This is a genomic window from Arthrobacter sp. 260 (assembly GCF_013116745.1).
GTDB lineage: Bacteria > Actinomycetota > Actinomycetes > Actinomycetales > Micrococcaceae > Arthrobacter_D.
This window is the reverse complement of sequence record NZ_JABFOE010000003.1, coordinates 145,020-165,926: the sequence shown is the minus strand read 5'-3', so window position 1 is coordinate 165,926 and position 20,907 is coordinate 145,020. Positions and strand designations below refer to the sequence as shown.

The window sequence follows — 20,907 nt, the reverse complement described above, 5'->3', positions numbered from 1 at the left end:
CCTATCGTAGATCTCGGGCTGAGGTAGCCCGGCAGGGCTGCCGGTGCCTTCAATTAGGCGACTGACGTCTCGGAGTTTCTTGCCCAGGCTCTTTTTTGGTCTGAAAAGGCACCAAAACGGACACCCGCGTTACCACAATGTGCTTGTTCGGTCGTTTCACGTGAAACTGATTCTCTCCAGCCCGGCAAGACCGGGCTACTAGTCGGGAAGTTCTCTGATTGTGCTGGGCCGAATGGGAAGTCTGGCACGTTTCACGTGAAACCGCCGCCGACACCCAGTGTAATGCGAAGATGGACCGCTGCCCGCTGTGGTTCGGTACCTCGGCCGGATCGCATGCGTGTTACACGTGAAACACCGATCCCGGAGGGCCCGGGCATCGGTAGGAATCGACTGTCCCACCAATCCAGGCGCTTCCATACTTCACTCCGACATTAATTTTGTGAAGTGACCAGATACGCGGTCGTAGGAACGCATGCTGCCTGGAGTCGTACGAGAATTCAGCTCGACGTGGGTTGAAGGTGGACTCCGCTCAAATCGCTGCTACCTGTCAGATGACTATGCCTCGTTGGTTGACTAGAGGCCCTGATTGGGGTCCAGCGGGTCTGTCTTGAGCTGCACCAGAGTTTCACGTGAAACATAAGGAACGCTACCCTCGATATGGAGGTGTGCAGCCTATGCACGGCTGCTCGGCAAGCTGTATTTGGACCCAAGGAGACAGCGGTCTGCCTGGGACTAAGCCCCTAAGGCTCGTTATACAGGATCATCCTTCGGTGCCAGCTTTTCTAGATAAGTCACGCCAATTCGTCAGGGCCGCCCTCTTCAGCGAATAGGCAGGACTGAAGAAGGCTCAGTGATATTGGATGTCGGACACTTCCGCGGTCATGCATGCCAAACCCGGTAGGAGCTGGACCAATCAGGGAGTCCTGGTGTTACCGGCCTACCGCTCGCCATGTTTCACGTGAAACGAGTACCCAGTGTATTTCGTCAACCAGAACTGGCGCTCCGCTAGCTACTGACGATATGGGAGATTCGCAACATTCTCAATCTATGGGTCACCTGACACATGGAGTGTGGTCCCGCGATCCGAGACAGACTGAATCAGGATCATAGAACCTATCCGTAGTCGCCTATCACTGTGTTTTCACGCCAACCATAAGAGCGCTGCTATTCAGCGCAGCTGGGGCCGGGCGCGATAGCTCTGGACACAACAACGCGAGGTAGGTCGCCGGGCTTTCTAAGTCGCTTGGACCTCTACTAGTGGCGATCCAGTCTTGCGGGAGACGGCAATGGTTTCACGTGAAACCATGATCCACCTGACTCGTATTCTGTGGCCGCCCGCCTGACAGCGGCCTCGGGCACATCTACTACATTCACATCCGCTACCGGAGGGCACTTAGTTTGTTGCCCACCTCTTAAACGGAAGGAGCCGCCGCACCTCTTTGGCGCGGCGGCTCCTGGGACCGCAATTCGAGACGATAACCTACTTGATAAACTCAGCAAACTCCTGCTCGAGAACGGTCTTGGGCTTCGCGCCAATCGACTGCGCGGCAACAACACCATCCTTGAAGACGTAGACGGCCGGAATCGAAGTGATCCCATACTTGGCTGCGGTTGCGGGATTGTCGTCGACGTTGAGTTTCACAACATCAACCTTTTCAGCATGTTCTCCGGCGATTTCATCGAGGATTGGTGACAACTTCCGGCAGGGTCCGCACCACTCGGCCCAGAAATCGACCAGAACGGGTTTGGTTGACTTGAGGACGTCGGTCTCGAACGAGGCGTCTGTTACTTCTCTGGCGGTCATAGTGATTCTCCTTGGGTGTTGCCGATAAGGCTGGGTTCTTCGGATACCTGCTCAGCAGGTGGGGTGGGGACTTCGGCCGCTGTGTCGACCGAATCGCCGAGGTCAGCCAGGTAGTGCTCAACATCGATAGCAGCGACACAGCCGGAGCCGGACGCGGTAATTGCCTGGCGGTAGGTCGGGTCAATGACATCACCCGCAGCGAACACGCCCGGGAGTGAGGTTTTCGACGTCCGGCCCTGAACCGCGATGGTTCCTTCTGAAGTGAGTTCCAAAAGATCCTTAACCAGGTCCACCCGAGGGTCGTTGCCAATGGCAACAAACACTCCGGTGACGTCGAGCTGTTGGGTGGAGTCGTCAACGGTGCTGGCGAGCCTTAGCCCGGTGACCTTTGCGTCCCCATCGATCCCTACTACCTCGGAGTTCCAGATGAACCGGATCTTCTCATGGCCAAGGGCGCGGTCCTGCATGATCTTTGAAGCCCGCAGGGTGTCCCTACGGTGGACAACAGTCACCGAACGGGCAAACTTGGTGAGGAAGAGTGCTTCCTCCATGGCCGAGTCACCGCCACCGATCACCGCAATATCCTGGTCCTTGAAGAAGAACCCGTCACATGTGGCGCACCAACTCACACCATGGCCGGACAACCGTTTCTCGTCTTCAAGACCCAGTTCACGATATTCAGATCCGGTCGAGACGATGATGGAACGGGCCAGGTAGGTTTCTCCGGTTCCGATTGTGACCCGCTTGATGTCATCAGACAGTTCAAGCTTGGTCACATCCTCGAAGAGGATCTCCGTACCGAATCGGATAGCCTGTTTCTCGAACTGTTCCATCAGGTCCGGACCCATAACTCCCTCGGGGAACCCTGGGTAATTCTCTACGTCAGTGGTGTTCATCAGTTCACCGCCAGCCTTCACCGAACTGGCAATCATCAAGGGCGCCAGATTGGCCCGGGCAGTGTAGACCGCAGCGGTGTATCCTGCAGGGCCAGAGCCGACGATGATGACATCGTGAATTTTCTGTGTGTCGTTGCTGGTAGTTCCGGACACGCCGGTATCAGTACTCACGGATTAAATGAACCTTCCTTTGTTGACACCACCACGGAAGCCGGGGGCTCGACGAGGCGGTTATTGATAAGAACCGTCTCATGGACCAGCTTATTCCGTTACCGGGCTGCCCCGGTCAACTCAGGAGGGAGGGTCAGGAAGCGCTGATCTCAGCGATGCGTACGCCCCAAGGGAAGACTGCCTGCACATTCGTCAGGCGCGGCAACTGGGTGAGGTTGACGATGATGTACTGGGCCGTAGCTGGTTCGCCATCGGCTCCTGGAGGAACAGGTATGTTGATGGTGGGTCCAGTGAACGAGCTCTGGGCAATTTGGTCCGCACCCTCGAGAGTCGGTTCATCATTCAGGAGCACGGTGAAACTGCCGCCAGACCCGTTGAGCTGCTGAATCTGGATCTGGTTGATGGTCGACTCCTCTTCGAGTTCAACAACCAGGGCCATATTCTGCGCAAGGCCACCGAAAGTCTCGTTCGCGAAAACAAGGCTGCCCCAGAAGCTGCCGGGGTTGCCGTCGATGATCTGAGGAAGATCGGCATCGCTTTCCGCGTTCAGCTCCGCGTTATCGGGAACCAGACGTGTCACAGCGGTGGGCACCGGGGCGACCGGTTCAACTGACGGCTCGGCGGTCTCCTCCCCTTCCTGGGTGGGGGTGGCAGCCCCCTCATCCGTTGGCTCCTCCTCTGCCTGGGTGGTGCTGGACCCAGGTCCTGCCTCAGGATCGGTGCCGAAGGAGCCGGTTAGCTGGTTCGCGGCCAGCGCCACCACCGTAACGAGAATGATCGCCAGCACTACACCGACCAGGACGCGGGTGTACTTGGGGTTGTTCCCACGGTCGTCATCCTCATCGTCGAGGTCGTAGCTGTCTTCCCCCGAACCCGTGCCACCGGCGGCCGCTGCCGCAGGGAAACGGGAGGCCGGGCGGCCCGGGGCTTCGTTTGTCACATCATCATCGGACTCATAATCGCTGTCTTCCCAGAGCGAAACCTTCGGCTGATCCCGGCCGGATGCACTGCCTGGATCGGTGACCCGCGGCGCCGATGAGGGAGGAGGGGGGACCTGTGGCCCGGAAGATGGGGCGGATGATGACTGTCCCGCACTGTCGCCACCTGGGACTGCCGCACCACCTGCCACACCCGCGGTGCTTGCTACACCTGCGGCGCCCGGGGATGACGAGTTTCTCCCGAACCTGGGTAGGCGCGCTTTCGGAAGACGGGATTTGCGGGGAGCACGGGGCTCTTCGTCGTCGTACACATAGTCGTCTTCGTCGTCGTACGTCTCGGGCTCAGTGGACCGTGGGCCCCCGAATATCTCCGACCCGAGAGTGTCAGTGAAGAACGGCTCGACGAATGGCTCATCCTCGCTGGGTGCGGGTTCGTCCTGTGGCACCACCAGGTCCAGCAGGTCGGCTGCAGCCGCCCGGTTGGTTACCAAATAGGTACTCTCGTCCGTAACGCCCAGATCCAGCACCTGGATATTCCCCGCGCGTTCACCGGTCGCAACCTCGCGCGCTGTGGCCGCGATCTGGTCCGCGTTGGAAGCCGCGGCCACTAGGATACTGACGGGCCGGTTCAGGACCTGGTCCATCCCATCGAGCACCAGATCCCGGTCAGCAGAAGCCAGCACGTAGGCGGTGACCTTGTAGCGGCCTCCCAATACTGAACCAACATCTACTGGTTGTGGCACGTGTTCCTCCCGCGGAATGGCTGGATTATGGGCGCCGGTCAGGATCTCCTGGCCAGCACGACGATGAAGTGCTGATGATTCCTACCAATGCTACCGGTCAGCACCCTTGATACCCGGGTATTTCCCGGGTAACCCGGGGCTGGGTTCACTGGGTCCGGCGAAACCTGGCGAGCAGCGGACCCAGGAAGTCCTTCAATTCCTCGATGCGAAGGACTTTGAGCATCAGCAGGTAGATCGCGGCCATCAGCGTTCCGCAGACTGCGAGGACGATGAACGCGGCCGGCACCGACTGCCAGACGAAGCCGTCGAGTTCGTAGCCGCCGAAGAGCCACAGCCCGGCCGAGCCAGCCGCGGCAGCAATGATTCCGGCAAGAGTCAGCCGCACATGGATGTCGTAGACGTGCCCGGCGCCGTAGGAGCCGATCTTGCGGACGAGGAACAGATGACTGACGACGACGGCGATCACGTTGCCCAGGGTGAAGCTCACGGCCAGGGCCGGGACGATGTATTCCGGTGACAACGTCCCGGATAGAAGCGCCAGGCCTACACCGACGACGGAGAGGATGAGTTGGATGCGCAGCGGCGTGACCGCGTCCTCTGCAGCGTAGAACACTCGGTTCAGGAAGAAGTTGGCGCTCAGGAAGGGTGCGCCGACCGCGAGCAGGGAGATCAGCAGCGCGTTCAGGGCACCGTCGGGGCGGATCCCTCCGGAGAACAGCATCCCCAGGGGTATGGCCAGGGCGAGGAGCACTGAGGCCCCGAACACTGTTGCCACTCCCATGATGCGCAGGCCGCGCGAGAGGGTTTCCTTAATCAGCGCGAGATCATTGTTGCTGTGGGCGGCCGCCAACTGATTAAACATGACGGTGGCAATCGACAGGGCGATCACCGAGTGCGGCAACACATAGACGAGGGTTCCGATGTCCAGGTTGAATGGGCCGGCTATCTGCTGGGGAGGAACGCGGGCCAGGTAGTCGGGGCGGGCCTCGGCAGCGATCGATGCCACCCGGATGTTGACCAGGTACAGTCCGTTGCCCACCAGCATCGTGATGATGGTGATCGAGGCGAGCTTGCCGGTACGGCCCAGGCCAACTCCTCGCCAGCCGAAGGTGGGTTTCAGGCCAAGGCCGAGTTTTTTCAGGGGCCAGAACAGGACCAGGGCCTGGATGACGATGCCCAGGGTGGTTCCCCCCGCCAGCAGCAGCGTCTGGGAGGACGTCCACGTCTCCGGGGTATGGGTGCTCTCCAGCTGGGAGCCCATCAGCATGATAAACGCCACCAGGGCGGCGATCGAGACGATGTTGTTGGCGACGGGAGCCCACATATAAGGACCGAATGAGCCGTTCGCATTCAGCACCTGGCCGATGATTGCGTACAGTCCGTAAAAGAAAATCTGGGGGAGACACCAGTAGGCAAAGACGGTTGTCAGGGCTAGCCGTTCACCGGAAAAATCAGTGACCACGTTGGCGATCAGCGGCGCCGCCAGCGTCACCAACACTGTCAGGACCAGGAGCACGATGAACGCGAGGGTGATTAGACGACTGATGAAGTCGGCTCCGCGATCCGGGTTTCTGGTGGCCCTGATGATCTGCGGCACCAGGACAGCGTTGAAGACGCCTCCGGCCACCATCAGATAGATGAAGTTGGGAAGACCGTTGGCGATGGAGAACGCGTCGACAACCCCACCGGAGGCGCCGAGGGCCGTCGCGAGCAAGGCCACCCGGACCAGGCCGAGCACTCTCGATACCAGAGTGCCCGCAGCCATGATCGCACTGGAGCGCGCTGTGGTGTCCGGGCCGCTAACGGGTTCGGGACTGTCCTCCGCCTCGGAGGATCGCGTTGAGGGGTCGTCGGGGTGGACCGTGCGGCTGGGCAAGATCCCAGAGTCCTGGACGGGAAGCGAGGCTGTGTTTGAGTCCGACATCGTTGTCTATAGTCTCACCACTGGCACGGTCTCGTTAATTGCGAGTCACCCACTGCCGTGGTGAATTCCGGTTGTGTTGCCCACCGTAGTGACCCGTTAGTCGCGGTGTCACAGTCACTTGCTCAGAGGTAGTCCGGCAGAACTTCCCGTGCCAGGTCAGCGATACGGCGCTCGTTGGGGAAGGAAAGTTTCTTGCCCAGGTCAGCCAGCGGCACCCACGCGACGTCCACAGCCTCATGATCAGGGTCGTTTTCGATGGTCAACCTGCCACCCGTGGCGACAAGGAGGTAATGGTGAACGGTTTTGTGGACGCGGTGGCCGCTAACGGTGAACCAGTAGTCGATGCTTCCGAGTGCTTTGAGGATCCGGCCCTGAATACCGGTTTCCTCTTCGATTTCCCGTACCGCTGCCTCTGAGTTGTTCTCTCTGCCCTCGGGGTGTCCCTTGGGTAGGCACCATTCAAGGCGTCCGCCTCGGTTCAAGCGGGCGATGATCGCGACGTTCAGGTGCTCGTCGGAGGTATCAACCACGATTCCGCCCGCTGATACCTCTTCGACCGTGGGAAGGGACTGGTGGACCTGTGGCGCGCCAGCACTGCCCATTGACACTGTCAACGGGGTCCGCTTTGGTGCGCTCGGAACAGGACGGTCCATGCAGTCCACTCTAACGATCTTTCCCTCCGGCTGATGACGATCCACGGCCATTGCCCTCCTTCTGGGCCGGATCCCGCGTGTCGCCGCTGCTGGGTGCCCCGGGTCCCCATAGTGGAGTTTTCCCTGTCATCTGGCACCCTTAAAGCACTATGGTGCACCTGCTGGACAACTCAACCCTTACCGCCCCCCTCCCACCGGTCGTTACCGAATTGGGACAGCTCTTCGCCGGCGCGGGATACGAACTGTCGCTGGTCGGTGGCCCCGTGCGCGACCTGTTCCTGGGCCGGACCTCCCCGGACCTCGATTTCACTTCCAATGCCACCCCGGACCAGACGCTTGACGTGATCCGCCGGTGGGCGGACTCGTACTGGGAGATTGGGCGGGATTTCGGCACTATCGGGCTCCGCAAGGGCGGCTACCTGATTGAGGTGACCACGTACCGGGCGGAGGCCTACGACCCTGCCTCACGCAAACCGGTAGTGGCCTTCGGCGACACCCTCGAGGATGATCTGCTCCGGCGGGATTTTACGATCAACGCCATGGCACTGCGTCTTCCCTCGCTGGAACTCGTTGATCCGTATGGCGGTGTCAGGGACCTGCGGGCGGGTGTATTGCGGACCCCCGGAGCGCCGTCGTTGTCGTTCTCGGATGACCCGCTTCGGATGATGCGGGCCGCGCGCTTCGCATCCCAGTTGGGTATCTCCGTTTCCAGCGAGGTTTCCGAGGCCATGACGTCCATGGCCGGCCGGATCACGATCATCTCTGCTGAGCGCGTACGGGACGAACTGACCAAGCTCATTCTCGGTGATGCGCCGCAGCGAGGCATCGACCTGATGGTGGAGACCGGCCTGGCCGACTTTGTGCTGCCGGAGGTCTCGGCGTTGCGGCTGGAAATCGACGAGCACCACCGGCACAAGGATGTCTATCAGCATTCCCTGACTGTGCTGGAACAAGCCTGCCGACTTGAAACCGGGGCGGACGGGCCGGTCCCCGGCCCGGACTTCGTGCTGCGCTTCGCGGCACTCATGCACGATGTCGGCAAACCCGCCACCCGCAAGTTCGAACCGTCCGGGGCGGTGAGTTTCCGGCACCACGACATGGTGGGATCGAAGCTCACCGCGAAGCGGATGAAGACACTGAGGTTCGACAATGATTCGATCAAGGCGGTTTCACGGCTGGTGGAGTTGCACATGCGGTTCTACGGTTACGGGGAAGCCGGGTGGTCGGATTCAGCGGTTCGCCGATACGTCAACGACGCGGGAAACCTGCTGGAGCGCCTGCATCGGTTGACCCGTTCTGACGTCACCACCCGTAACCAACGCAAGGCAGAGCGCCTGGCCTTCGCCTATGACGATCTTGAAGCCCGCATCGCAGCTCTTGCCGAACAGGAAGAGCTGGAATCGATCAGGCCCGACCTGGACGGTGCGCAGATTATGGAGCTGCTGGGAATCAAACCCGGACCGGTAGTGGGCAGGGCCTACCGATTCCTTCTGGAGGAACGAATGGAACACGGCCCGCAGTCCCCTCACGAAGCCGAGGCAAAACTTCGCTTATGGTGGGCCGCTCAACCAGAGTCGGTGACCCCGTGACCCTGTCCGGTGCTGCATCACCGGACCTGACCCCGGCTGGAACCCCGCTGCCACACCTGTGGCTACTCCGACACGGGGAGACCGAGTGGTCCCGGGATGGAAACTACACCGGACTCACTGATCTACCGCTAACTGTCAACGGTGAACGACAAGCCGTGGAGTCTGCCAGGCACCTTGCAGGAATCCAGTTTGATGCCGTGTACTCTTCCCCGTTGCAGCGTGCGGTGCGGACCGCCCATCTCGCGGGCTATAGCAATCCCCAGATTCTTCCGTACGCGCATGAGTGGGATTACGGCGACAACGAGGGCCGCAGCAGCGCCCTGGTCCGGGCTGAGAACCCCGGCTACCTGATCTGGAACGACGGGGTGCCCAACGGAGAAAACCTTGCCCAGGTAGCCGATCGAGCCGACCGGGTGGTTTCTTTGGTGCAGGCCGGTTGCGGTACACCCGCCGATCAGGACCCCTCGGCATCGCCAGCTCGCAATGTGTTGCTGGTGGCCCACGGACACTTCCTACGGGTAGTCGCCGCGCGCTGGTTGGAGATGAATCCAGCCGAAGGGCGCAGGTTTGTGCTGGGCACCGCGGCGGTCTGTGCCCTCGGCTGGGACAAGCGGACGCCCGCCATCGTGCACTGGAATCTTTAGAGAACACACATGTTAACCGGCGGGTTTGCGGTGCCGCCGGCCATAGGTGACCCGGCGCAGCAGTGACTCCAGGGGGCCGGCGTTGAACCTGGACAACCAAATCCTGCTCAGGACCACCTGGACAGTGAAGAGCGCGACGACGACCGCCAGCACCAATGCGGGCGGGAGCACGTTGGTCAACCCCAGTCCGAGCCCGGTGAAGAGCAGCGCCAGGACGAGTGACTGCCCCACATAGTTGGTCAACGCCATGCGACCCGTCGGAGCGAGCACCTTCAGGACAGCGCCACCGACCCGCGAGCGGAAGAGCAGCAGGACCAGGCATACATAACCGGCGGTCTGCAGGGGAGCCGTCAGGGTGGTCACCCCGGTTGCGAGCAACGAAAAACGTTCCCGGTCCGCGTAATACAGCAGGTAGGCCTGGCTTCCCGCCGCGAGCAAACCAATGGGTAGGCAGATGAACGCGATGCGGCGGAGTTCTGAGCTGTTCAGGCGCCGCTCCAGCACACCTGAGCGTGCGGCGGCCAGGCCCAGCAGGAACATTGAGAGGGCATGCGGACCCTGGAAGAAGAGCACCGAGGGCAGCACCACCAGGTAGCTCTCCAGATTTGCCGCTACCGCCGCGCCGGGTCCCGCGGTCAATGTCGCGAGGTCAGGGCCGGCCAGTACTGACTCCATTGGCGCGTTGACGGCAGCAACAACAGCTCCGATGGCGATGAGCAGGGCCCCCATAGCAGCGGTGATACCCACGGCGGCCAGGATCGCACCTCGCTGGCTAATGCTCCGGAGTCCAAGGAGGATCAGTCCAATGACCGCATAGGTGAGCAGGATGTCGCCGTAGTACAGCAGCATCCCGTGAGCGAGGCCGAGTACCGCGAGGCCGGTCAACCGACGCAGCGTGCGGGGTACCGGGGAGAGTTGTGCACGACTGGCAGCCTGCTCCTGCAGGTGGAAGCTGTACCCGAAGAGGAAGGAAAACAGGATGTAGAACTTCCCCTCAAACAACGTCGTCGCGGCGAAGCGCACGGCCACATCCGTCGCCGAGGAGTGATCGGGGCTGATCCTGCCGGAAAAGGTCCACGGGTCAGCGAAGAACCAGATGTTGACGGCAAGGATGCCGAGGAGGGCAAACGCACGAAGCCCATCAAGTTCACGGAGCCGCTCCACGACCGCTTCCCCATTTCGAAGTTCTCATTGCCTACAGTCGCAGGTTCGCCCAGCCTAACCCGTCGTTTATGGGAGCGGCCGATGTAGGCCTGGACCGATGAAAGTTCCGCACCGGCCAAAATTTTTATGATTCGTTGCCAAAAGGGCTAGCCGGTGGTGCGCAACGTGGGGTAGCTTTGGGATGTGCCATTGGGAGTTCTCAATCCGATTACCAGTTTGCTGGTCGATGAGCGAATTCAGGCACTGTTTCTATTGGCGCACTACACGAAAGGGAGGTGGGAACTGTGAATAACAAACTACGCCGAACATTTACCGCGTACACCAGTCCGGCCTCCGTCGTTGCTGCGCATTAACTAGCTGCCGACCGTTCGCCCCGAGTCTTCCGGGCGTTCCATCTGCATCACCCTTTTGCTCAGGCGGCCTCCGCCTCTCTGCGTGCGCTTCTGCACGCCCGTCCTCACCGGAGGACTCTTCGTTAACCCCTCAAATCCAGGAGATCCCTGTGCCCACCTTGCTGTCCACCACCTCACCCATCGCGCCGGAACCCGGCGCCACCACCCAGACCGGCGCCACCCGTCGGCATGGCGAGTTCATCATGGCTGGCAGTCTTACCGCCGCCGGTGATCCGGAGCAGATTGCGCCCGGCACGCCAGCAACGGTGATGCCCAACTACGCCCACCGAGAGGAGGTGCAGATTATGTTGAAAAAGCTCCGGGACGGTGTTTCCCTGTGGAAACGAATACCCAACGCGCCTCCCGACTCCGCCAGGGAATCAGTCTCACGTTTTGTCCTGCCGCAGCACACCATGCACATCAAGTAAGTGGTTCATCCACGCTGCCGCAGATCCGCCCCTGGCCTTGTTCGACGACCGCGAAGGAGGAACTGATGCACGTCATTAGTCCCACCGACAGTGAAGCCCGCGCTTCCCAGCGCGGGCTTTGCGCCTTTAACCCGAAATGACAATCCAGGACAGCGGTTCCTACCCGGAATGTGCAGCCCGCACAGCACGTTATATGGTCAATAGCGGCGGCTACCTGTCCGCTGATGCAAGCGCCCTGCAGTTCCGGCGGGCAACCAGGCGAGAGGAGACCTCATGCCGCCAGTGAAACGCGTGGCAATGCTGTCTCTGCACACCTCCCCGCTGGATCAACCCGGGGCGGGCGACGCCGGCGGGATGAATGTGTACGTGAGGTCCCTTGCCCTCGAACTTGCCCGCGTCGGCATCGACGTCGAGATTTTCACCCGTGCCGCCTCTGAAGGCCAGCCGCACTCCGAGGAACTGGCTCCCGGAGTCATGGTCAGGCACCTTCGGGCCGGCCCCCAGCGCAAAGTGCCCAAGGAACAGTTGCCGGACCTCTCGGAATCGTTCACCGACGCCATCGCCGAGGTCACCGATCTTTTGGCCGACGGTCACTTCGATGTCATCCACTCGCACTACTGGGTGTCCGGGAGCGTGGGCCTGACAGTCGGAGCCAGCCTGAACCTTCCGCTGGTCCATTCAATGCACACCATGGCGCGGGTGAAGAATATTCGGCTGCACACCGGTGGCACCCCTGAGCCGGACGTCCGGGTGCTCGGTGAACAGACAATCGTCGACGGCGCGTCCCGGCTCATCGCCAATACCACCACCGAGGCCGCCGAACTGGAGTCCCTGTACGGCGCTGTCCCCGAAAGGGTAGACATCGTCGCCCCCGGTGTTGACCTGGAAACGTTCAACCCCGGTTCCCGGGAAACTTCCCGTGCCAGCCTCAACTTCCCTCCCGAAGCGTTCCACGTGGTGTTCGCCGGACGAATCCAGAAACTCAAGGGCCCACAGGTGCTGGTTGCCGCCGCCGCGGACCTCGCAGCGCGCCGCCCCGACATCCCCCTGCAACTGAGTATCCTTGGCTCCGGTAGCGGCGCGGAGGCGTTGCGGTTGCAGCCCCTCATTGACGACGCCGGCCTGCAGGGCAGGGTTCAGCTCTACCCGCCGGTGCAAGCGAACCAGCTTGCGCACTGGTTCCGCGCAGCAGACCTCGTGGCGATGCCGTCCTTCAGCGAGTCCTTCGGCCTGGTGGCGCTCGAGGCGCAGGCATGCGGCACCCCCGTACTTGCCGCAAACGTCGGCGGGTTGCCCCAGGCCATCAGCGACGGGCGCACCGGCATCCTGGTGAACGGGCATACGCCGGAACTCTGGTCGGCGGCACTGGAGTCCATGTACGACGACGCCGGCACCCGCGCGTTGCTGGGCCGGGGTGCAGCGATCCACGCGCTGGCCTTCGGCTGGCAACGCACTGCCCTCCTGACTGCTCAAAGTTACCGCACCGCCGTGGAGCGCTTCCAGGAGGCCGCAGCACGCTGACCCGCCCGGAGGGGCCCGTAGGCCTCACCTAGGATGGGAGGGTGAACTCCACCGAACTTGCCGCCTACCTCGACTCTGTCCTGATCACCGGAGCGGTTGCCACCGACCGCCGTGACAACCTCCGCCACATGCAGCTGTTTCTTGAGGGCAGCGAGCACCTGGGGTTCGGGGTACGCACCACGCGCGAGTGGACAGTCGATGAGGTGTTCGACCTGATGCACGAACGGGTCGGCATCAACCCTGACCGTTCCCACCTCTCCGGGCAGGACACCATCGACGCGGCCAAGTGCGTCGCCGCGCTGGATCGTTTCGCTGCCGTCTTCGGCCCTGCGGTCGCAGCCGGACACCGGATTCTCTTCGCCACCGGCCACCCCGCTGGCCTCCTCCCGGTCCACGCAGCCTTGGCCGCCGCGGCACGTGCGGCCGGCGCCACGGTGGTTGAAGTTCCCGAGGGCCAACACTTCGGGGCGGGTGACATCCGGCAGCTCTTCGGGGTGCTGGTCTGGCACCAGCACGGGTCCCTGATGCACACCCACTCCCCAGATCCCATGCAGCTGAGCCTTGAGTTGCTGGCAGCGACCGGGGAGCCGAGCCCCGACCTGGTGGTGGCGGACCACGGCTGGGCGGGATTCGCCGCCAGCGCCGGCATCCCCGCGCTGGGCTTCGCCGACTGCAACGATCCCGGCCTGTTCGTTTCGGAAGCTGAGGGGCAGCTGGCCGTTGCTGTTCCGCTCGACGACAACGTGTGTCCCGGACTCTATGAACCGATGATCCAGTACCTGCTGGAGCGGGCCGGGCTCCGCTGAGCAACGGTGGGCCGCTGGTAGATTTGGCGTGTGCCCCGACCCCCGGGTACACGCCGGACCCCCATCCCCGCGCCACGAGCCCAGAGGATATGTCGACAATGAAGTCTTTGCCCACACCCGCCAGTGACCTGGACATCGCCCGCAACGCTGCCATCCAGCCCATCGACGAGATTGCCGCCGGAGCGGGTATCCCGGCGGAGGCGCTTGAACACTACGGCAGGTACAAGGCCAAGATCGATACCCGCAAGCTGCGCACCGTCCCGGGGAAGGAACCGGGCAAGGTGGTCCTCGTCAGCGCCATGAGCCCCACCCCGGCCGGTGAGGGAAAATCGACCTGTACCGTCGGACTGGCTGACTCCCTGGCGCGATCCGGGCGCAACGTGATGATCGCCCTGCGCGAGCCGTCCCTGGGACCAATTCTTGGCATGAAGGGCGGTGCGACTGGCGGCGGGTACTCCCAGGTGCTGCCGATGGAGGACATCAACCTTCACTTCACCGGAGATTTCCACGCGGTAACCTCAGCGAACAATGCGCTCATGGCACTGGTGGACAATCACATCTACCAGGGCAACCAGCTGAACATCGACCCCCGCCGGATCACTTTCAAACGTGTCCTGGACATGAATGACCGGGCACTGCGGGAGGTAGTGATCGGGCTGGGTGGGCCCACCCAGGGCACCCCCCGTCAGGACGGGTTCGACATTACTGTTGCCTCCGAAATCATGGCTGTCTTCTGCCTGGCCTCGGATCTCGCGGACCTCAAGGAACGGTTGGCACGGATCACCTTCGGGTACACGTTTGACCGGCAGCCCGTCACCGTGGGGGACCTGGGGGTGGAGGGTGCCCTCACCCTGCTGCTCCGCGACGCGATTAAACCCAACCTGGTGCAAAGCATCGCCGGCACCCCGGCACTGGTGCACGGGGGCCCGTTCGCCAACATCGCCCACGGTTGCAACTCGGTGATCGCCACCACCACTGCCCGTCAGTTAGCGGACATCGTGGTCACCGAGGCAGGCTTCGGCGCCGATCTTGGCGCGGAGAAGTTCATGGATATCAAGGCGCGCTTCGCCGACGTCGCGCCTGCCGCCGTCGTCATCGTCGCCACCATCCGCGCCCTGAAAATGCACGGTGGTGTAGCGAAGGCGGACCTGCGGGAACCGGACACCGCGGCCCTGGAAACGGGGGTCGCGAACCTGCGACGCCATGTGCACAACGTCGAAAAGTTCGGCATTACACCGGTGGTCGCGATCAACCGGTTCACCACCGACACCGAAGAAGAGCTCCAGTGGCTGCTGTCCTGGTGCGCAGGCGAGGGGATCGAAGCGGCCGTCGCGGACGTCTGGGGAGCAGGTGGTGGCGGCTCGGGTGGGGATGAGCTGGCAGCCAAGGTCCTCACCGCACTGGACGGGCCGCAGGACTTCCATCATCTGTACCCGCTGGAGCTCCCGGTCGAGGACAAGATCCGGTCAATTGTCCAGGAGATCTACGGCGCCGACGGCGTCGACTTCTCCGTGCCAGCGCTCCGCAGGCTCGCCGAGATCGAAGCCAACGGATGGGGACATTTACCGGTCTGCATGGCGAAAACCCAGTACTCTTTCTCCGACGACCCCACGGTGCTCGGCGCCCCCAAGGGGTTCACTGTGCACGTCCGCGATCTGATCACGAAGACCGGGGCCGGTTTCATCGTTGCCCTGACCGGAACGGTGATGACGATGCCGGGACTACCGAAGGATCCCGCGGCAATGCGCATGGACGTGGACGACGACGGCGGCGCCGTCGGGCTCTTCTAGACCCGTCCTTCCACACCCGAGTCCACAGCGTTTCCCCCGACTGTGGATGAAGCTGTGGATAACACGTCCGTTAAATGGCGGACGCGTCGGCAGTGGTACCGGAAAGGGGCCCGGGGGCCAAGTTCCTGCACCACCGCCGACGCGTCCCACGGTAAGGCTATGGCGGCGTGCTGCGGGTCTAGCGGTCGAGCTCTCCGCGGATGAAGGCTTCGACCTTCTCGTGGGCGATGTCGTCGGCGAACTGCTCCGGCGGGGACTTCATGAAGTAGCTGGACGCTGAGAGCAGCGGTCCACCGATTCCACGGTCCAGGGCGATCTTCGCCGCACGGATCGCGTCGATGATGACGCCGGCCGAGTTCGGTGAGTCCCAGACCTCAAGCTTGTACTCGAGCGAGACAGGCGCGTCACCGAAGTTGCGGCCCTCCAGACGGACGAAGGCCCATTTCCGGTCGTCAAGCCAGGCGACATAGTCGGACGGGCCGATGTGCACATTGCGCTCACCGAGGTCGGCCTGCACGTTCGACGTCACAGCCTGTGTCTTTGAGACCTTCTTGGACTCCAACCGGTCGCGCTCGAGCATGTTCTTGAAGTCCATGTTGCCGCCGACGTTCAGCTGGTAGGTGCGGTCCAGGGTGACCCCGCGGTCCTCGAACAGCTTCGCCATCACGCGGTGCGTGATGGTGGCACCGATCTGGCTCTTGATGTCGTCCCCGACAATTGGCACTCCGGCGGCAGTGAACTTGTCTGCCCACTCCTTGGTGCCGGCGATGAAGACGGGGAGTGCGTTGACGAACGCCACTTTCGCATCGATCGCGCACTGGGCGTAGAACCGTGCAGCGTCTTCCGACCCGACGGGCAGGTAGCAGACCATGACGTCAACCTGGTTGGCCTTGAGCTCCGCGACAACGTCAACGGGCTCGGCATCTGATTCGACGATGGTTTCGCGATAGTACTTGCCCAGGCCGTCCAGGGTGTGGCCGCGCTGCACCTTGATGCCGGTGGGGGGTACATCGGCGATCTTGATGGTGTTGTTCTCACTGGCGCCGATGGCGTCGGCGAGGTCCAGCCCCACCTTCTTGCCGTCGACGTCGAAGGCAGCAACAAACTCAACGTCATTGACGTGGTACTTGCCGAACTCCACGTGCATCAGCCCGGGAATCGACGCCGTCGCGTCCGCATCCCGGTAGTAATGAACGCCTTGTACCAGTGACGCCGCACAGTTGCCGACACCAACAATTGCCACCCTAATGGGGTTAGTTCCCACGGTTCTCCTCTTGAAATCACTTCTTTTGCCGGCCCGCCGGATTTCTCCCGTAACGGACCGAACAGCTAATCCAGTCTACTTCTTATTCTCAACACAGATTTTTCCCGAAGCATTCCAGCATCCTGATATATCAGCCAGTTCGGTGTTGGATGTCCCGCCCGCTAGGTAGGCTTCAGGCATGGGAACCGGTCGGTCCCGGCGTCGGCCGGTACGCATTTCGGTGCCGTCGCGCGCCGACTCCCTCCTGCGAAAGTTCACGACGCTGATTGGCGGACCCCTGGGCCGACGGACCAGTCCGGGAGTCATCGACCCCGGGGTGTTCAGCGTGGAGCGGGTCCTGGTCCTGCTCACCACGGGGGCGGCCGTCGTTGCGATCCTGTTGAAGAACCCCTGCCGGATCGCGGGCTGGGCCAGCCCCGGTCAGTACTACATGGCATGCCAGTCCCAGTGGCCCGAGGCGTTTGTCAGCCTGGAAAGCGGAACCTCCTTCCTGCAGCTCGGACACTCGGCCCTCACTGGCGCCCTCGCCGGTGCGACTGCCCAACTGGTGCCTTTGGGCAGTACCCTGCGCTATTACGACCAACACTCAGTCCTGGCAGTGGCAGCATGGCTGGTGACCGTTTACGCAACGGTACGCATGACCAACCGCCGTCCGTGGGACGCAGCGATGGTGGCAGTTGCACCGATGATCATCGTGGCCGGTTTCCTCGGCTGGGATTTGTGGGCGGCCATGTTCGCGTCGCTCGGAATGCTCGCCTTCGCGCGCGGCGGTTTCTCCCGGGCCGGAATATTCCTGGGGCTGGGCACAGCGGTGGCTGGCTATCCGGTGCTGATATTCGCAGCAATGGCACTCCTTGCGCTGCGCACCCGGCTGGTTGGGGGAGCCGCCATGACCGGGGCGGTGCTCGCCGCCACCTGGCTGGCAACCAACCTCCCCTTCGCACTCCTGGACGCCCGCGCCTGGTCGGCGCACTTCACTAGCCTGCTATCGCGCGACGCCGGCTATTCCTCTATCTGGTTTGCCTACAACTCTTTGGCCGCCCGTGCCGGTGGACGGGAACTGGATGCCACATTCACTACGGTGGCGTCCGGGCTTCTGACCGTAGTTTTGTGTACCGGCATCGCCGTCCTCACCGTCCGGACGCACCGCCGTCCACGTGTGGCGCAGGTGGCGTTGCTGTTGGTGGGTGTCCTCATCCTGGCGGGGAAAGGATACTCCCCACAGCATGCAATCTGGTTGGTTCCCCTCGTTGCGCTTGCCTACCCCAAGTGGCGGACTTTCCTGGTGTGGCAGCTCCTCGAAGTAGCGCACTGGTGGACCCTCATGATGTATCTCGGCAAGGAAAGCAGCGGTGGCAACGCCCAGAACAATATCGACCTGCCCTACTATCTGCTCTTCGCCTTCGCGCATATGCTTTCCACGGCATATATCATGTATCGCGTCATGGAGGGCATGATCGACCCCGCGCAGGACCCGGTGCGCCGGCTCACTATTGACGACCCACAGGGTGGGCCGTTCGACCACGCTGCCGACCACCGGAAGCCGGACCGGCGCCACGCTGCGGCCACCGGTACTCGGGTACGCTTGAGCCGTCCCTCCCCAGAACCGAAAGATCACCCGTGACAGTAGCTGCCCTACGCTCTGAGAAACTCTCCACTGAAGCTTTCGGGTCCCTCGCGGCAGCGCACCCCACAGTGGTGATTCCTCTTGAGCAGACTCCGCAGTGGGCAGCCTTCGAAGCCAGCCGTGGCCGCACGCCCCACGGTCTCTGGGCCTATTACGACGACGACGCCCTGGTGGCGGTCGCCAGTTTCCTGAGGAGCACCCGACGCCTCAGGGACTCACTGTTGGCTGTCAATGGTCCTGTCTGGTTCGCCGAGCGCACCCCGCTGGCAGAGGCACGACTGCTGAAGACCGTCCAGGAGCAGTTCCGCGCCGATCCCGAAGTGGCCCCGCTCTACGTCCGCCTGCAGGTGCAGCATCCGCAGGATCCGGCGACCGGTCCGCTGGAACACGGCTGGTACGAACGGGAGATCGTCGTCGACCTCACCCCCAGCGAGGCAGACATCTACAAGGCGTTCCGGCCCAATGCCCGGAACAGCATCCGCCGCGCAGAACGGGCCGGCGTTCAGGTGCGCAGCATTGACCGCGCCGAGTGGTCCACCGTCTTCCGAAACGAGTTGTTCCCCATCCTGGAGGAAACTGCGGCACGGGACGGCTTCGCCAGTTTCGAATCGGCCTACTACGAGCAGCTCCTCGAGCAGCTCGGGGATCACCTCCGCCTGATGGTGGCCTACCTCGACGGCGAGGCCATCAGCTGGCTCATCACCACCGAATACCGGGGGTACTCGGTCTACTACTTCGCCGCCAGCACGCACGCGGCGCGGAAGATCTTCGCCCCCTATCTGCTGCTCTGGCACGCGTTCAAGGCACTCAAGGCCGCCGGGAACCACAGCTGTGGCCTGACGGGGATCGTGAGCGAAAACTACCCGCAACTGATCAACGTCACTACCTTCAAGCGGAACTTTTCCCGGAATGTGGTCGAGGTTCCCACCACCTACGATGTGCCCCTGCACCCGGTGCGGTACCGGGCCATCGCCACCGCCTTCACGGCGCGGCGCACCCTCCCGGCCAAGGGGCGCACAGTCCTCGCTGCGGTGAAAACCCGGGCCGGCTCGCTACTGCCCCGCCGGACCACCAGTGACTGACGCAGCGGTCGTCGGCGCTGGGCCCAACGGGTTGGCAGCCGCAGTGGTCCTCGCCAGGGCGGGGCTGAGCGTCAGGCTGTACGAAGCGGCGCCGACCATCGGAGGCGGCGCCCGCACGGAGGAGCTCGTACCTGACCACCTGCATGACCTGTGTTCCGCCGTGCACCCCATGGCGCTGGCTTCCCCGTTCTTCAGGGAGTTCGAGCTTCAGCGCCGCATCGACTTCGCGGTCCCGGAGATCTCCTATGCCCACCCGCTCGACGGCGGCAGGGCAGGTCTGGCGTACCGTGACCTGGCACGGACCGTCGAGGGACTCGGGCGGGACGGGCCCGCCTACCGTCGGCTGATGGAGCCGCTGGTAGGCAACATCGAAGGCACCCTCGACGTCGCCCTCAACCACCTGCTGCGCCTCCCGCGGCACCCGGCCGCTGCGGTCCGCTTCGGCCTGGCCGCACTCGACCAGGGCACCCACCTGTGGAACCGACGGTTCAGTACCGATCTGGCCGCTGCCCTCTTTACCGGAGTGGCAGCGCATCCGGTCGGTACCCTGCCCTCGCTGCCCTCGGCTGGCGCCGGGCTGATGTTGGGTGCACTGGCGCACGCGGGCGGCTGGCCCATCCCGCGGGGCGGGTCGCAGTCGATCGCCGATTCGATGGCTCAGGACCTGGTGGCCCACGGCGGGGAAATTGTCACCGATCACACGATCGAATCGCTCTCCGAGCTCAGCGGCGTGCCGACGGTGCTCCTTGACGTTGGCCCGCCATCGCTGCTCCGGCTCGCGGCCGGCCGGCTGCCGCGGACGTACGAACGCGCGCTTGAGAGGTTCCGGTTCGGCGACGGCGCTTGCAAGGTGGCGTTCATCCTTTCCGGTCCGGTGCCCTGGACCAACCCGGAGGTGGCCGGCGCCGGCACGGTACACCTGGGGGGAACCCGCGCTGAGATTGCCGCATCCGAGGCCGACGTCGCCGTCGGACGCCATCCGGCCAACCCCTACGTGCTGCTCTCCCAGCCGTCCCTGTTCGACCCGTCGCGCGCGCCTGCCGGTCGCCACATCCTGTGGACGTATTGCCACGTCCCCAGCGGGTCGACCCGCGACATGGCCGAGGCGGTTACCGCGCAGATCGAGCGCTTCGCCCCCGGTTTCCGGGACGTTGTCGTGGGTGCCTTCACGACAACCGCGGCCGACCTGGCCGCCTCCAACGCCAACTATGTCGGCGGTGACTTTGGCGGCGGGGCCGTGACCCTCGGTCAGCTATTGGCCCGCCCAGTCCTTTCACCCGCGCCGTGGCGGACTCCGCTGGACGGGGTCTACCTCTGTTCCGCCTCGACTCCGCCCGGACCGGGAGTGCACGGCATGGCGGGGTTCCACGCGGCCCGGCTGGCCCTCCGTGACGTCTTTGGACTACCAGTCCCGGCACTTGGTGTCGGCGCCGGGCCAGCCGCCTGAATCCTCACCGGAGGGCCCTCCAGT

General features: G+C 63.1%; 16 protein-coding genes. 9 read left to right on the top strand and 7 right to left on the bottom strand.

The genetic code is table 11. The features are described 5' to 3' along the window. Window positions 1–1,480: 1,480 nt before the first annotated feature. From trxA to HMI57_RS05085, 5 genes are all read right to left on the bottom strand, one after another. Window positions 1,481–1,804, bottom strand: coding sequence for a thioredoxin (gene trxA / locus HMI57_RS05105; protein ID WP_171584861.1), 324 nt, complete (start codon window positions 1,802–1,804; stop codon window positions 1,481–1,483). After that, entirely contained in the window at window positions 1,801–2,871 is a 1,071-nt protein-coding gene (gene trxB / locus HMI57_RS05100) for a thioredoxin-disulfide reductase (protein WP_171584860.1), read from the bottom strand. The genes trxA and trxB overlap by 4 nt, the downstream gene beginning before the upstream one ends. Window positions 2,872–3,004: 133 nt before the next feature. Next, window positions 3,005–4,552 (bottom strand): ABC transporter substrate-binding protein, encoded by a 1,548-nt coding sequence (locus HMI57_RS05095; RefSeq protein WP_171584859.1) that lies wholly within the window; start codon window positions 4,550–4,552, stop codon window positions 3,005–3,007. 145 nt (window positions 4,553–4,697) lie between these two features. Further along, on the bottom strand, window positions 4,698–6,428 hold the full coding sequence (murJ, locus tag HMI57_RS05090; protein WP_228720935.1) for a murein biosynthesis integral membrane protein MurJ: 1,731 nt from the start codon (window positions 6,426–6,428) through the stop codon (window positions 4,698–4,700). A 170-nt stretch (window positions 6,429–6,598) separates the two neighbouring features. After that, the gene (locus tag HMI57_RS05085) at window positions 6,599–7,129 is read right to left on the bottom strand and encodes an NUDIX hydrolase (RefSeq protein ID WP_171584857.1); all 531 of its coding nucleotides are present in this window, start codon (window positions 7,127–7,129) and stop codon (window positions 6,599–6,601) included. A gap of 149 nt (window positions 7,130–7,278) precedes the next feature. Here HMI57_RS05085 and HMI57_RS05080 point away from each other — a divergent pair, with 149 nt between their 5' ends. Next, window positions 7,279–8,718, top strand: a complete 1,440-nt coding sequence (locus tag HMI57_RS05080) for a CCA tRNA nucleotidyltransferase (protein WP_171584856.1) — start codon at window positions 7,279–7,281, stop codon at window positions 8,716–8,718. 26 nt (window positions 8,719–8,744) lie between these two features. Next, complete coding sequence (locus tag HMI57_RS05075; RefSeq protein ID WP_228720944.1) at window positions 8,745–9,362, top strand: histidine phosphatase family protein; 618 nt, start codon at window positions 8,745–8,747, stop codon at window positions 9,360–9,362. A 12-nt stretch (window positions 9,363–9,374) separates the two neighbouring features. Here the strand turns inward: HMI57_RS05075 and HMI57_RS19485 are convergent, their stop codons facing one another. After that, window positions 9,375–10,526 (bottom strand): DUF418 domain-containing protein, encoded by a 1,152-nt coding sequence (locus tag HMI57_RS19485; RefSeq protein ID WP_171584854.1) that lies wholly within the window; start codon window positions 10,524–10,526, stop codon window positions 9,375–9,377. Between the two features lie 502 nt (window positions 10,527–11,028). On the opposite strand from HMI57_RS19485, the gene HMI57_RS05065 reads away from it, so the two are divergent. From HMI57_RS05065 to HMI57_RS05050, 4 genes are all read left to right on the top strand, one after another. Continuing rightward, window positions 11,029–11,346 carry a hypothetical protein gene (locus HMI57_RS05065; RefSeq protein ID WP_171584853.1) on the top strand — a complete coding sequence of 106 codons (318 nt, stop codon included), beginning with the start codon at window positions 11,029–11,031 and terminating at the stop codon, window positions 11,344–11,346. 273 nt (window positions 11,347–11,619) lie between these two features. After that, window positions 11,620–12,867, top strand: a complete 1,248-nt coding sequence (gene mshA / locus HMI57_RS05060) for a D-inositol-3-phosphate glycosyltransferase (protein ID WP_171584852.1) — start codon at window positions 11,620–11,622, stop codon at window positions 12,865–12,867. A gap of 41 nt (window positions 12,868–12,908) precedes the next feature. Next, complete coding sequence (locus tag HMI57_RS05055) at window positions 12,909–13,673, top strand: phosphatase (RefSeq protein ID WP_171584851.1); 765 nt, start codon at window positions 12,909–12,911, stop codon at window positions 13,671–13,673. A 98-nt stretch (window positions 13,674–13,771) separates the two neighbouring features. Then, window positions 13,772–15,463 carry a formate--tetrahydrofolate ligase gene (locus HMI57_RS05050; protein ID WP_171584850.1) on the top strand — a complete coding sequence of 564 codons (1,692 nt, stop codon included), beginning with the start codon at window positions 13,772–13,774 and terminating at the stop codon, window positions 15,461–15,463. Window positions 15,464–15,641: 178 nt separating this feature from the next. On the opposite strand, the gene HMI57_RS05045 is transcribed toward HMI57_RS05050, so the two are convergent. Next, window positions 15,642–16,727, bottom strand: a complete 1,086-nt coding sequence (locus tag HMI57_RS05045; protein ID WP_171584849.1) for an inositol-3-phosphate synthase — start codon at window positions 16,725–16,727, stop codon at window positions 15,642–15,644. 178 nt (window positions 16,728–16,905) lie between these two features. Between HMI57_RS05045 and HMI57_RS05040 the strand changes: the two genes are divergently transcribed. Genes HMI57_RS05040 through HMI57_RS05030 form a run of 3 tightly spaced genes read left to right on the top strand, consistent with a single transcriptional unit; the run spans window position 16,906 to window position 20,883 of the window. After that, a complete protein-coding gene (locus tag HMI57_RS05040; RefSeq protein WP_171584848.1) occupies window positions 16,906–18,351 on the top strand; it encodes a hypothetical protein in 1,446 nt (481 codons plus the stop codon). Then, window positions 18,348–19,436, top strand: a complete 1,089-nt coding sequence (locus tag HMI57_RS05035) for a peptidoglycan bridge formation glycyltransferase FemA/FemB family protein (RefSeq protein ID WP_171584847.1) — start codon at window positions 18,348–18,350, stop codon at window positions 19,434–19,436. The genes HMI57_RS05040 and HMI57_RS05035 overlap by 4 nt, the downstream gene beginning before the upstream one ends. Beyond that, complete coding sequence (locus tag HMI57_RS05030) at window positions 19,429–20,883, top strand: FAD-dependent oxidoreductase (protein ID WP_171584846.1); 1,455 nt, start codon at window positions 19,429–19,431, stop codon at window positions 20,881–20,883. The genes HMI57_RS05035 and HMI57_RS05030 overlap by 8 nt, the downstream gene beginning before the upstream one ends. The last annotated feature ends 24 nt before the right edge of the window (window positions 20,884–20,907 follow it).

Coding starts and splice junctions, on each gene's coding strand:
- trxA (WP_171584861.1), bottom strand. CDS start 1,804: ATGACCGCCAGAGAAGTAACAGACGCCTCGTTCGAGACCGACGTCCTC.
- HMI57_RS05085 (WP_171584857.1), bottom strand. CDS start 7,129: ATGGACCGTCCTGTTCCGAGCGCACCAAAGCGGACCCCGTTGACAGTG.
- HMI57_RS05080 (WP_171584856.1), top strand. CDS start 7,279: ATGGTGCACCTGCTGGACAACTCAACCCTTACCGCCCCCCTCCCACCG.
- mshA (WP_171584852.1), top strand. CDS start 11,620: ATGCCGCCAGTGAAACGCGTGGCAATGCTGTCTCTGCACACCTCCCCG.
- HMI57_RS05050 (WP_171584850.1), top strand. CDS start 13,772: ATGAAGTCTTTGCCCACACCCGCCAGTGACCTGGACATCGCCCGCAAC.
- HMI57_RS05040 (WP_171584848.1), top strand. CDS start 16,906: ATGGGAACCGGTCGGTCCCGGCGTCGGCCGGTACGCATTTCGGTGCCG.